This is a genomic window from Pseudonocardia sp., assembly GCF_050250275.1.
Lineage (GTDB): Bacteria > Actinomycetota > Actinomycetes > Mycobacteriales > Pseudonocardiaceae > Pseudonocardia.
The window spans coordinates 310,905-323,848 of the sequence record NZ_JBFWOY010000002.1 but is presented as its reverse complement, the minus strand read 5'-3'; the positions used below and the strand labels follow the sequence as shown (position 1 = coordinate 323,848).

Genomic DNA, 12,944 nt, shown 5'->3' with positions numbered 1-12,944 from the left:
GCACGACGTACGCGGCGTGGGTCACGCCGCGGACGTCGTCACTTGCTGCCGCGTGCCCACTGCATGCCCCACCCGTAGGCGCGGTCCACGTCGGACTGCCCACCACGGATGTAGCGCATCTCGCGGTTGACGACGAGGTCGCCGCCGCGGTTCTCGAGCATTGCGATGACGCAGGTGCGGGCCTGCGGGTCGGGCTCGTCGAGACGCACCTCGATCTCGGGTCCGGAGGCGGGGAACAGCGTGACGATCCCATCGGCGCTGGCCCAGTTGGGGACACCCTCGTAAATGAAGGTGAACACCAGGATCCGCCGGATCTCCGCGACACGGGACAGGTCGATGAACATGTTCTCGCCGCCGGCGGCCGAGCCCGACCGGTCGTCACCGTCGAGATGGATGATCGGCGGGCCGTAGCCGGGGGCGGAGAACGCGTTACCGAGAGCCTGCACGACGCCCTTGCTGCCGTCGGTGAACTCCCACAGGCACGCGAGGTCGAGGTCGATGGCCCCGGACCCGCCGCGGCTGAACAGGCCGCGCTTCACCGGCTGCGCACCGGTGCTCCACTGCAGGTTGACCCGCAGCTGCCCGCCCGTCGCGCCCCGCTTGGACAGCGACACCGACGGCGCGGACTTGGTGAGCGTCACCTTCGACAGCGACACCGGAGCGCCGCCGGCCGCTGCGGGCGCGGCGCCCCCCGGGGCCCCGCCCGCGGCCGGAGCCGGGGCGGAGGCCTTGCCGGGGCGCTTCGTGTAGTCGATCGCCACGACGGACGTCAGACGTTGACGCCGAAGTCGCGGGCGATGCCCGCCAGGCCGGAGGCGTAGCCCTGGCCGACCGCGCGGAACTTCCAGTCCGACCCGGCGCGGTACAGCTCGCCGAAGACCATCGCGGTCTCGGTCGAGGCGTCCTCGGTGAGGTCGTAGCGGGCGAGCTCCTTCTGGTCGGCGGCGTTGACGACGCGGATGAACGCGTTGCGCACCTGGCCGAAGTTCTGCGAGCGGGTGTCGGCGTCGTAGATGCTGACGGGGAAGACGACCTTGTCGACGTCGGCGCCCAGGCCGCTGAGGTTGACCTTGACCTGCTCGTCGTCGCCCTCGCCCTCACCGGTCAGGTTGTCGCCGGTGTGCTCCACGGCGTTGTCCGGGCTGGTCAGGTTGTTGAAGAAGATGAAGTGCTTGTCGGACAGCACCTTGCCGTCGGCACCCAGGACGATGGCGGAGGCGTCGAGGTCGAACTCGGTGCCGGTGGTCGTGCGCACGTCCCAGCCGAGGCCGACGACCACGTTGGAGAGGCCGGGCGCCTCCTTGGTCAGGCTGACGTTTCCACCCTTGGTGAGGCTGACGCTCACGTCGTGCTCCGAATCTGTCGAGTTGAACTCTGTCGGTGTCGCGGTTGTCGCTGGTGTGGCTCGTGTCGCCCCGCGGCCGGTGGTGCTCTCGCCGCAGGTGTCGCTCGTGCCGGCGTGGGTCCTGGGACCCGGCCGGTGAACCGGCCCCGCTCGCACGGTCGGCGAGCATATCGGGACGAACGGGATCGATGGGGCGGTCCGTGCACGGTGAACGTGTGGGCACGGCGGTTGGTTCCACGACCCGGCGCGCCACGCCGGCCGGCCCGTTCCGTTCGGTACCGTCCGTCGCCGATCCTGGCACGGCGGTGCGCGGCAGGGCACCCCTGCGGGCCCCCGCACGGCGGCCCCGCGGCGCGGTGGCGCGCGGGTGGACGCCGCGGGCGGAATCGTCGGTGCCCGGTCCTAGACTCGCCCGCGATGAGCCCCGCCACAGGTACCACCGCGAAGAAGCCCGCCTCACCCGCGAAGGCCGCCGCCGCCGCGCCCGCACCGGCGGGCGGCAAGCGGCTGCTCCTGCTCGACGGGCACTCCCTCGCCTACCGCGCCTTCTTCGCGCTGCCGGCGGAGAACTTCCGCACCGGCACGGGGCAGACCACCAACGCGGTCTACGGCTTCACGTCGATGCTGATCAACCTATTGCGCGACGAGCAGCCGACGCACCTGGCCGTGGCGTTCGACGTCTCGCGGCGCACGTTCCGCTCGGAGCGCTACGCCGACTACAAGGCGAACCGGTCGTCCACGCCGGACGACTTCCGGGGCCAGGTCGACCTCATCAAGGAGGTCCTGGGCGCGCTCAACATCCCGGTGTTCGCCGTGGAGGGCTTCGAGGCCGACGACGTCATCGCCACCCTCACCACCCAGGCCGAGGCCGCCGGCTACCACGTGCTCATCACCACCGGCGACCGCGACGCGTTCCAGCTGGTCACCGACAACGTGACCGTCCTCTATCCCAAGCGCGGCGTGTCCGACCTGGGCCGGATCGACCCGGCGGAGGTCGACAGCCGCTACGGGCTCACCCCGGGCCAGTACCCCGACTTCGCGGCGCTGCGCGGCGACCCCAGCGACAACCTGCCCTCCATCCCCGGGGTCGGGGAGAAGACCGCGGCGAAGTGGGTGCGCGAGTTCGGGTCGCTCGCCGAGCTGACCGACCGGGTCGACGAGGTGAGGGGCAAGGCGGGCGACGCGCTGCGGGCGAACCTGGCCAACGTGCTGCTCAACCGTCAGCTCACCGAGCTGGTACGCGACGTCGCGCTCGACGGCGTCCCCGACGATCTCGAGGTCCGCCCCTGGGACCGCGACGCGGTGCACCGGCTGTTCGACGAGCTGGAGTTCCGGGTCCTGCGGGAGCGGTTGTTCTCCACGCTGCAGAGCGCCGAGCCCGAGGCCGAGTCGGGGTTCGACGTCGAGGGCGCGGTGATCGCGCCGGGCTCGGTGCGCACCTGGCTGAGCGCGAACGCCCGCGACGGCCGCCGGGTCGGGGTGGCGTTCTCCGGGGTCTCGGGCGCCATCACCGAGCGCGACTTCACCGGCATCGCGCTGGCCACCGGCGAGCCCACGGTCGAGGACCGCGCCGAGGGCGCGCAGGCCGGCGTCCCCGTCGCGGGCTATCTCGACGTGCGCGGCCTCACCCCGGACGACGAGGCGGCGCTGGGGGAGTGGCTGGCCGACCCGTCGGTGCCCAAGGCGTCGCACGACGTGAAGGCGGTGCTGCACGCGCTGCGTGGGCGTGGCTGGACGCTGGCGGGCCTCACCAGCGACACCGCGCTCGCCGCGTACCTGGCCCGGCCCGGGCAGCGCTCGTTCGACCTGGCCGACCTGGCGCTGCGCTACCTGCGCCGCGAGCTGGCCATGGAGGGCGCCCCGGCCGACGGGCAGCTGTCGTTGCTCGGCGGTGAGGAGGAGGCCGACCGCGCGCACGCCGACGCCGAGATGGTCGCCGCGTCGGCCGTCGCCGAGCTGGCCGACGCACTCGGGGCCGAGCTGGCCGAGAAGGAGCAGAACGGGCTGCTGCTCGAGCTGGAGCAGCCGCTGGCGTTCGTCCTGGCCGACCTGGAGGCGGCCGGCATCGCGGTCGACCGGGCGCACCTGGAGTCGCTGGAGGCCGAGTTCGCCGGCCGCGTGCAGCAGGCCGCGCAGGACGCCTACGCGGTGATCGGCAAGGAGATCAACCTCGGCTCGCCGAAACAGCTGCAGGTCGTGCTGTTCGACGAGCTGAACATGCCCAAGACCAAGCGCACCAAGACCGGCTACACCACCGACGCCGACGCGCTGCAGAGCCTGTTCGAGCAGACCGAGCACGCGTTCCTGATGCACCTGCTCCAGCACCGCGACGCCACCCGCCTGAAGGTGACGGTCGACGGGCTGCTCAAGTCGATCGCGGCCGACGGGCGCATCCACACCACGTACTCGCAGACCATCGCGGCCACCGGCCGGCTCTCCTCGACCGACCCGAACCTGCAGAACGTGCCCATCCGGACCGCCGAGGGCCGCCGGATCCGGGAGACGTTCGTCGTCGGCGACGGCTTCGCGCAGCTGATGACGGCCGACTACAGCCAGATCGAGATGCGGATCATGGCGCACCTGTCGGAGGACGAGGCGCTCATCGAGGCGTTCAACTCCCGGCGTGACTTCCACTCCGAGACCGCGTCGAAGGTGTTCGGCGTCGAGGCCACGGCGGTCACCCCCGAGCAGCGCGCCAAGATCAAGGCGATGAACTACGGCCTCGCGTACGGCCTGTCGGCCTTCGGGCTGTCGGGGCAGCTGCGCATCTCCACCGAGGAGGCGCGCGGGCTGATGGACGACTACTTCGAGACCTTCGGCGGTGTGCGCGACTACCTGCGCAGCATCGTCGACGTCGCCCGCAAGGACGGCTACACCGCCACGATGCTGGGGCGCCGCCGCTACCTGCCGGACCTGACCAGCGACAACCGGCAGCGCCGCGAGATGGCCGAACGGATGGCGCTCAACGCGCCGATCCAGGGCAGCGCGGCCGACATCATCAAGGTCGCGATGCTGCGCGTGCACGCCGCGCTCGCCGCCGAGGGGCTGCGCAGCCGGATGCTGCTGCAGGTGCACGACGAACTGGTGCTCGAGGTGGCCGACGGCGAGCGGGACACGGTCGACACGCTGGTCCGTCGCGAGATGGCGGCGGCGCACGAGCTGTCGGTGCCGCTGGAGGTCTCCGTCGGCTACGGCGCGAGCTGGGACACCGCGGCGCACTAGCGGCGGCCGACGGACCCGGCTCCGCCCGGGTGGGCGGGCGCTCGCCTGCGCCCTCGGGGCCGGGGGTTCTCCCCCGGGGGGTCGGCGGGAGCGATCCGGGGGTGGACCCGATCGCGTGACCGGGCCCGGTCCGCGACCGTGGACCGTCATGGACGCCACCACCAGCGGGGATCCGGGTCCCGCGCCCGCGCCGTACCCCGGTGTGCCGATGATCCCGCGCGGCGCTGCGCTGGACGCCCCGGCGATCGCGGCCGTCGTCGCCGCCCAGGTGCGGCGGACCGGCACCCACGCGCTGCCGGTGGCGATGCTGGTCCGGCTCGGGGAGCTGCGCCGCCGCCACGGCGCCGGACATCCGTTCCTCGACGCCTACCTCGGCTGCGTCCTCGCCCGCCACGAGGGCCGCTTCCACAACCGCACCTACCTGGCGCTGCCGCTGCTCGAACGGGTCCAGGCCGCGGCCGGGCTGACCCCGGAACGGCTCGCCGCGCTGCTGCTGGCCGACGTCGTCCGCTTCGAGCGCCGCGCCGCCGGCCCCGACCTGCCCGACGCGGCGACGCGGCGCAAGCGCATCCGGCACGCGCTGCGTATCGTCGCGGCCTCCGAGGACCGCCCGGTGTCCGCGGACGACGAGCTCGACGCGGTCGCGCTGCCGGCGCTGCCCGCGACCGGGCTCGCCGGCTGGTTCGACCTGACGGTGCAGCCGGTGTCGACCCGCCACGACGAGTACTTCTTCATCCGTGCGCTGCAGGCCCACGAGATGATCTTCACCACGCTGGCCGACGCGATGGTCGCCGCGACCGCCGCACTGCGGGCGGGCCGCGCCCGCGAGGCCGTCGCCCACGTCGAGTACGCCGACCTCGTGTTCGCCCGGGCCGCGATGCTGTTCCGGCTGGTCGCGACCCTGCGGGTCGAGGCCTTCGCCGACTTCCGCGTGCACACCGAGGGTGCCAGCGCGATCCAGTCCGAGCAGTACAAGCGGTTCGAGGCCGCCTGTGCCAGGCCCGCCACGGTGCGCCTGGAGTCGGCGGCGTTCGCGAACGTGCCGCGTGTGCGGTCGGCGGTCGAGGCGGGCGTCGACACGCTCTCCGACGCCCGCCGCGCGGCGAGGCCCGGCACCGATCCCGGCACCGTCGACGGTGCGGCGCTCGCCCGGGCGCTGCGCAGGCTCGAGGCCCAGCACCAGCGCTGGAAGGCGGCGCACCACGGGCTGGCCGTCCGGATGCTCGGCGACGCGCCCGGCTCCGGCTACACCGCAGGCGTGCCCTACCTGCGCGCATGCCTGTCCAACCGGCTGTTCGACGACCTCGGCGACCCCGCAGACCCAGGCGGCCTGGCTGCGTCGTGAGCCCGCTGTGCCGGGGGCGCGTTGCCGCCGGGCGTACCCGGGTGCTCACCCGCCGGGTGGGTGCGCGGCCTCGCCCGGTCGGTCAGGATGATCGTCATGGACGTCGGACCGCCCGTCATCGCCCGCATCGCCTCGGCGATGCTGGCCGTCGAGAACCAGGACGTCATGGTCGCCTTCTTCGCGAAGCTCGGCTTCGCGAAGACCGTCGACCGCGCGCTGTGGCCGGGCGCGCGCTGGGTGGAGGTCGCGCTGCCCGGTGCGCAGACCAGCATCGTGCTCACCCCGGCGCGCGCCTACCACCGCGAACCCGACCGGCTCGCCACGCTGACGCTGTCGTGCCACGACCTGCTGGCCACCGCCGAGACGCTGCGGGCCGCCGGCGTCGAGGTCGACGGCCCCACCCACGAGCCGTCGGGCAGCTACATCCAGGTCGTCGACCCCGAGGGCCGGGTGCTGTTCGTGAACGACAAGGCGGATCCCGGTAGCTGACACCGGTCGGGTGACGGCGCCCCGGCGTGCCCCGCACGGCCCCGACCGGCCCGGCCGGTAGCCTTCGGCCTCGAACGGCTGTTCGTGCGAGGAGGAGATGCGGGTGCGGGTGCTCGGCGTCGACCCGGGGCTGACGCGCTGCGGTATCGGTGTCGTCGACGCCACCGGAGGCCGGGGGGTCTCGTTCGTCGCCGTCGACGTCGTCCGCACCTCCGCCGACGTGCCGCTCGCCCGGCGGCTGCTCGCCGTCGCCGACGCGGCCGACCGGTGGATCGCCGCGTTCTCGCCCGACGTCGTGGCGGTCGAGCGCGTGTTCAGCCAGAACAACGTCCGCACCGTGATGGGCACCGCCCAGGCCAGCGGCGTCGTCGCACTGGCCGCCGCCCGGGCGGGGCTGCCGGTCGCGTTCCACACCCCCAGCGAGGTGAAGGCGGCCGTCACCGGCGCGGGCCGGGCCGACAAGGCCCAGGTCACGACGATGGTGACGCGGCTGCTGGGCCTCGACGCCCCGCCCCGGCCCGCCGACGCGGCGGACGCGCTGGCGCTGGCCATCTGCCACTGCTGGCGCGGCCCGATGCAGTCGCGGATGGCCGAGGCGCAGGCCCGGTCCGCGGAGCTCGCGAAGAAGCACAGGGCCCGGCTCGCCGCCGCGGCGAAGGGAGCGTCCCGATGATCGCCAGCGTCCGCGGCGAGGTGCTCTCGATCGGCCTCGACCACGCCGTCGTCGAGGCCGGCAACGGCGTCGGCTACGCCGTTCACGCCACCCCGGGAACGCTCGCCGGGCTGCGCCGCGGACACGAGGCCCGGCTGGCGACGTTGCTGGTGGTCCGCGAGGACTCGATGACCCTGTACGGGTTCGCCGACGTCGAGGAGCGCGAGCTGTTCGTGCTGCTGCAGACGGTCACCGGGGTCGGTCCGCGGCTGGCACTGGCCACGCTGGCGGTACTCGACCCGGACACCCTGCGCCGCGCCCTCGCCGAGGGCGACCTGACGACGCTCACCCGCATCCCCGGCGTGGGGCGCAAGAGCGCGGAACGTCTCGTCGTCGAGCTGCGCGACAAGGTCGTCGCCCCCGTCCCGGTCGTGCACGGCGACGCGCCGCCCCCGGTCACCGGAAACACCCGCCGCGACCAGGTCGTCGAGGCGTTGGTCGGGCTGGGCTTCACCGCCCGGCCCGCCGAGGCGGCCGTCGACGGGGTGCTCGCGGGCTCGCCGGACGCCGACCCGTCGACGCTGCTGCGCTCGGCGCTCGCGCAGCTGGGCCGCACGTGAACCGGGAGGACACCCCGTGAGCGCCGCGGAGGAGTACGAGCCGGACAGGGACGTCACCGCGGAGGCGCTCGACGAGGACCTCGACGTCGAGGGCTCACTGCGGCCGCGGCGGCTCGACGAGTTCATCGGCCAGCCGCGGGTGCGCGAACAGCTGGAGCTCGTGCTGGAAGGGGCCCGGCGCCGCGGTGCCCCGCCCGACCACATCCTGCTGTCCGGCCCGCCCGGGCTGGGCAAGACGAGCCTGTCGATGATCGTCGCGGCCGAGCTGGGTGCGGCGATCCGGCTGACGTCGGGTCCCGCGCTGGAACGCGCGGGAGACCTCGCCGCGATGCTGTCCAACCTGCTGCCCGGCGACGTCCTGTTCATCGACGAGATCCACCGCATCGCCCGGCCCGCCGAGGAGATGCTCTACCTCGCGATGGAGGACTTCCGGGTCGACGTGGTCGTCGGCAAGGGGCCCGGGGCGACGTCGATCCCGCTCGACATCGCGCCGTTCACGCTGGTCGGGGCCACGACACGGTCCGGTGCGCTGACCGGGCCGCTGCGCGACCGCTTCGGGTTCACCGGTCACATGGAGTTCTACGAGCCCGCCGAGCTGGAGCTGGTGCTGCGGCGCGCGGCCGTCATCCTCGGGGTCGACCTGCGTCCCGACGGGGCCGTCGAGATCGCCCGCCGCTCCCGCGGCACACCCCGCATCGCCAACCGGCTGCTGCGCCGGGTCCGCGACTTCGCGGAGGTCCGCGCCGACGGTGCGGTGACCCTCGAGGTGGCCCGCGAGGCGCTCGCCGTCTACGACGTCGACGCGCTCGGCCTCGACCGGCTCGACCGGGCGGTGCTGTCCGCGCTGGTCAGGTCGTTCGGCGGGGGCCCGGTGGGCGTCTCCACACTGGCCGTGGCGGTCGGCGAGGAACCCGGTACCGTCGAGGAGGTCTGCGAGCCGTATCTTGTGCGCGCAGGCATGCTGGCCCGCACGCCGAGGGGCCGGGTCGCGACCGCCGCGGCATGGGCCCATCTCGGGATGGTTCCTCCTCCGGACGTCACCGGTCAGGCGTCCCGGGCGTTGTTCTGAACGAGGCGGTCGAGGCCCCGGCGTCGCGCGATCCGCGGTGCTGGCAGACTCGGGCCGACCTGCGAAGATACGGAGATCTCAGAAGATCATGGAAACGCTGCTCTTTCCCCTGCTCATCCTCCTGCTGTTCATCCCGATCTTCCTGTCCGGGCGCAAGCAGCGCCGGCAGATGCAGGAGACCCAGCGCCTCCAGGCCGCCCTCGAGGTCGGCGACGTCGTTACCACGACGTCCGGCCTGCGCGGCACCATCGTCGACTCCTCCTACGAGGACACGATCGACCTCGAGATCGCCGACGGTGTCGTCACGACGTGGCTGCGTGCCGCCGTCCGCGACAAGGTCGACACCACCCCCGACGACGCGTCGGAGCTGACCGGGGACGACGCCATCGCGCCGGCTCCGGCCGAGCCGACGCGGCCGTCGCTGGAGAAGAACACCGACGCCACCCCCACCGGTGGCGCCGCCGGCAACGGCACCAGCACCAACGGCACGGCCGGTTCCACCGACGACGACGCCCAGACGGGCGGCACGCCGGGCTCGCGCAACTGACGACCCGAGGGCAGCCGCGCCGGTCGATGTGATCGGCGCACCGGGCTGCCCGCCCGGGCCCCGGCCGTCGGGTGCTCGGCTACCTCTGGAGACCTGTACGTGGCAACCACCCCGGGGCGTATCCGCCCCTGGCGGTACCTGGCGTCGTTCGTCGGGATCGTCGTCGTCCTGTACGCACTGGTGTTCTTCACAGGCGACGGGAAGGCAACCCCCAAGCTGGGGATCGACCTGCAGGGCGGCACGCAGGTGACGCTCACCGCACGGACCACGACGGGTGAGGCCCCGCCGCGCGACCAGCTCGTGCAGGCCCAGGAGATCATCGAACGGCGGGTGAACGGGCTCGGCGTGAGCGGCGCCGAGGTCGTCCTCGACGGGACGAACATCAACATCACCGTCCCCGGTGACGGTGGTGACGAGGCCAAGTCGCTCGGGCAGACCGCCCAGCTCCGGATCCGGCCCGTCCTGCAGTCCGCGGCCGCAGGCCCGCCGCCGGCCGGCGTGCCCGCCACCCCGGGCGGCACGACCGGTCAGGGCGGGACCGGGGCCGGTTCCGGGCCCCCGCCCACCGGGCAGCCGCAGGGTCTGGGCTCGCTCGACACCTCCCACGGTGCGGTCGCGCCGGCGTCGTACTCGACGCCGCTGCCGGCCCAGCAGACGCCGCCGCCGACGCCCGGCACCGGTGCCCCGACGGCGCCCGCCGCCCCGGGCGGTACCGCGTCCGAGCCGGTCGACCCGGCCCTGAAGGCGGCGGTCGACCAGGCGAAGGCCACCCGCCAGAGCACCGACCCCGCCGTACTGCAGGCCGCGCTGGCGGCGCTGGACTGCTCGAAGCAGGACCCGTTGCTCGGCTACGACGACCCGGCACTGCCGCTCGTCGCGTGCAGCGAGGACGGCCAGGCGAAGTACATCCTCGACGCCACGCTGATCGAGGGCACCGACATCGACAACGCCCAGGCCGGGCAGAACCAGAACAGCGTCGACTGGGTCGTCAGCCTGACCTTCAAGTCCGCCGCCGCCACGAAGTGGGGCGACTTCACGAGCCAGAACGTCGGCAAGCAAGCGGCCTTCGTCCTCGACGGCCAGGTCGTGTCCGCACCGACGATCAACCAGCCGATCTTCGGCGCCACCGAGGTCAGCGGCAACTTCAACCAGCAGCGTGCCCAGGACCTCGCCGGCATCCTGCGCTACGGCTCGCTGCCGCTGTCGTTCCAGTCCTCGCAGGCCGAGACGATCTCGGCCACCCTCGGCACGGCGTCACTGGAGGCCGGGCTCATCGCGGGTGCCATCGGGCTCGCCCTGGTGTTCGTCTACTGCCTGTTCTACTACCGGATCCTCGGCGTGCTGACGATCCTGTCGCTGGTCCTGTCGGGAGTGGTCGTCTACGCCGTCCTGGTGCTCCTCGGCAGATGGGTCGGGCTGACCCTCGACCTCGCCGGCGTCGCCGGGTTCATCGTCGCCATCGGCATCACGGCCGACTCGTTCGTCATCTTCTTCGAACGCCTCAAGGACGAGATGCGCGAGGGCAGAACCTTCAGGGCGGCCGTGCCGCGGGGCTGGGTGCGGGCCCGGCGCACGATCCTGTCGGCCGATGCCGTCAGCTTCCTCGCCTCCGCGGTGCTCTACGTCCTCGCGGTCGGCCAGGTGAAGGGCTTCGCGTTCACCCTCGGCATGTCGACGGTCCTCGACCTGCTCGTCGTGTTCCTGGTGACGCACCCGCTCGTCGCGCTGGCGTCGAACTCCAAGATCTTCTCCAGCCCGGCGCTGTCCGGGCTCGGCAGCGTCGCGAAGATCGGCGCAGAACGTCGGCGGGCGGCCGCGACGGCCGGGAAGGGGGTCTGACGTGGCTGACCGGAGCGCGGGCACGACCGCGGGCAAGCCCCGCGGCAGCACGCTGAGCAGGCTCTACACCGGCACCGGCGCGTTCGACATCGTCGGCAAGCGCAAGATCTGGTACGTCACGTTCGGCGCCCTGGTGCTGATCTGCCTGCTGTCGATCGTCCTGCGCGGCTTCAACCTCGGGATCGACTTCACCGGCGGCACGAAGATCCAGTTCTCGGCCACCGGAGCGGCCGGCCCGATCTCCACCCAGCAGGTCTCCGACGTCTACCAGCGCAGCGTCGGCCAGGAGCCGGCGTCGGTGCAGGTGGCCGGGAGCGGCGCGTCGGCCACGATCCAGCTGCGGTCCGAGCCGATCGACCAGGCGCAGACGCTCGCGCTCAAGGACGCCCTGTTCGCGGCGTTCCAGCCCCTCGGACCCGACGGCACACCGTCGCCGCAGGCCATCAGCGACAGCGCGGTCAGCGGCATCTGGGGTGGGCAGATCACCCGGCAGGCGGTCATCGCGCTCGCGGTGTTCCTGGTGCTGGTGACGCTGTTCCTGGCGTTCTACTTCGAACGGGCGATGGCCGTCGCGGCGCTGGTCGCGCTGCTGCACGACGTCATCGTCACGGCCGGCATCTACTCGATCATCGGTTTCGAGGTCACCCCGGCCACGGTCATCGGCCTGCTCACGATCCTCGGGTTCTCCCTGTACGACACGGTCGTCGTGTTCGACAAGGTGCGTGAGAACGTGCGCGGGCTGCTGGGCCTGACACGGCGCACCTACGGGGAGGCCGCCAACCTGGCGCTCAACCAGACCCTGATGCGCTCGATCAACACCTCGCTCATCGCCGTCCTGCCCGTCCTCGGGCTGATGGTCGTCGGGGTCGGGCTGCTGGGCGTCGGCACGCTCGCCGACCTGGCGCTGGTGCAGCTCGTCGGTATCGTCGCGGGCGCCTTGTCGTCGCTGTTGCTGGCCACCCCGCTGCTGGTCGACCTGAAGATGCGCGACCCGCGCTTCCGCAAACAGGCCGAACGGGTCAAGGCCCGCCGCGCGCGGGCCGCCCGGGCCGGGACCTCCGACGGTTCGGCCGCCGCCGACGAGCTCGACGCCACCGACGAGGAGTCGGTCGCGGCGGACCTGCGCCGCGAGCGTGCCGTCGCCGCGGCGGCGGGCACCCCCGCCCGTGCGCAGCGCCGCCGCCGCCCCCAGGGCGGCGGGGCCGGGCGGCCGACGGGCAAGTCCGGCAGGCCCACCGGGCAGCCCTCCGGGAAGCAGCGCAGGCGATGACGGCCCAGCCGGTCGGTGACCCGGACGACGACCCGGCCGAGCAGCTCGCGGCGCTGGTCCGGGACGTGCCGGACTACCCCGAGCCGGGAGTGCTGTTCCGCGACATCACACCCGTCCTCGCCGATGCGCAGGCGCTCACCGTCGTCGCCACCGAGCTCGCGGCCCTGGTCGGCGAGGCCGACCTCGTCGCAGGTGTCGAGGCCCGCGGGTTCCTCATCGGGTCCGCGGTGGCCGTCGTCGCCGGTGTCGGCGTCGTCCCGGTGCGCAAGGCGGGCAAGCTGCCGCGGGTCGCCGCGAGCCGCAGCTACGCCCTCGAGTACGGCGAGGCCACCCTGGAGCTCCCCGAGGGCGTCGTCGCGCCCGGGGCGCGGGTGTTCGTCGTCGACGACGTGCTGGCCACCGGCGGGACCGCGGCGGCGACGTGCGCGCTGCTCGCCGACGTCGGCGCGACCGTGACGGGGTTCGGCACGCTCGTCGAGCTCGTGGCGCTGGGCGGGCGCGGCGCGCTGGGCGGTGTCGAGGTCCACTCGCTGCTGACGTACTGAG

Annotated in this window: 12 protein-coding genes; 10 read left to right on the top strand and 2 right to left on the bottom strand. The window is 73.2% G+C overall.

The window, feature by feature from the left end; genetic code table 11:
• Window positions 1-38: 38 nt before the first annotated feature.
• Together AB7F12_RS03575 and AB7F12_RS03570 are read right to left on the bottom strand one after the other, a co-directional pair.
• Window positions 39-761, bottom strand: a complete 723-nt coding sequence (locus AB7F12_RS03575; RefSeq protein ID WP_428499257.1) for a TerD family protein — start codon at window positions 759-761, stop codon at window positions 39-41.
• An 8-nt stretch (window positions 762-769) separates the two neighbouring features.
• A complete protein-coding gene (locus tag AB7F12_RS03570; RefSeq protein WP_428499258.1) occupies window positions 770-1,345 on the bottom strand; it encodes a TerD family protein in 576 nt (191 codons plus the stop codon).
• A gap of 417 nt (window positions 1,346-1,762) precedes the next feature.
• On the opposite strand from AB7F12_RS03570, the gene polA reads away from it, so the two are divergent.
• The 10 genes from polA (at window position 1,763) to AB7F12_RS03520 (ending at window position 12,943) form a co-directional block, all read left to right on the top strand.
• Window positions 1,763-4,567 (top strand): DNA polymerase I, encoded by a 2,805-nt coding sequence (polA, locus tag AB7F12_RS03565; protein ID WP_428499259.1) that lies wholly within the window; start codon window positions 1,763-1,765, stop codon window positions 4,565-4,567.
• 148 nt (window positions 4,568-4,715) lie between these two features.
• A complete protein-coding gene (locus tag AB7F12_RS03560) occupies window positions 4,716-5,912 on the top strand; it encodes a hypothetical protein (protein WP_428499260.1) in 1,197 nt (398 codons plus the stop codon).
• Between the two features lie 96 nt (window positions 5,913-6,008).
• A complete protein-coding gene (locus AB7F12_RS03555; protein ID WP_428499261.1) occupies window positions 6,009-6,401 on the top strand; it encodes a VOC family protein in 393 nt (130 codons plus the stop codon).
• A 103-nt stretch (window positions 6,402-6,504) separates the two neighbouring features.
• Complete coding sequence (gene ruvC, locus AB7F12_RS03550; protein WP_428499262.1) at window positions 6,505-7,074, top strand: crossover junction endodeoxyribonuclease RuvC; 570 nt, start codon at window positions 6,505-6,507, stop codon at window positions 7,072-7,074.
• Entirely contained in the window at window positions 7,071-7,673 is a 603-nt protein-coding gene (gene ruvA, locus AB7F12_RS03545; protein ID WP_428499263.1) for a Holliday junction branch migration protein RuvA, read from the top strand. The genes ruvC and ruvA overlap by 4 nt, the downstream gene beginning before the upstream one ends.
• Window positions 7,674-7,689: 16 nt before the next feature.
• The gene (gene ruvB, locus AB7F12_RS03540; protein WP_428499264.1) at window positions 7,690-8,742 is read left to right on the top strand and encodes a Holliday junction branch migration DNA helicase RuvB; all 1,053 of its coding nucleotides are present in this window, start codon (window positions 7,690-7,692) and stop codon (window positions 8,740-8,742) included.
• An 88-nt stretch (window positions 8,743-8,830) separates the two neighbouring features.
• The gene (gene yajC, locus AB7F12_RS03535) at window positions 8,831-9,289 is read left to right on the top strand and encodes a preprotein translocase subunit YajC (protein ID WP_428499265.1); all 459 of its coding nucleotides are present in this window, start codon (window positions 8,831-8,833) and stop codon (window positions 9,287-9,289) included.
• 99 nt (window positions 9,290-9,388) lie between these two features.
• Entirely contained in the window at window positions 9,389-11,128 is a 1,740-nt protein-coding gene (secD, locus tag AB7F12_RS03530; protein WP_428499266.1) for a protein translocase subunit SecD, read from the top strand.
• A 1-nt stretch (window position 11,129) separates the two neighbouring features.
• Window positions 11,130-12,398, top strand: a complete 1,269-nt coding sequence (gene secF, locus AB7F12_RS03525) for a protein translocase subunit SecF (RefSeq protein WP_428499267.1) — start codon at window positions 11,130-11,132, stop codon at window positions 12,396-12,398.
• The gene (locus AB7F12_RS03520) at window positions 12,395-12,943 is read left to right on the top strand and encodes an adenine phosphoribosyltransferase (protein WP_428499268.1); all 549 of its coding nucleotides are present in this window, start codon (window positions 12,395-12,397) and stop codon (window positions 12,941-12,943) included. Before secF ends, AB7F12_RS03520 begins: the two co-directional genes overlap by 4 nt.
• Window position 12,944: the final 1 nt, after the last annotated feature.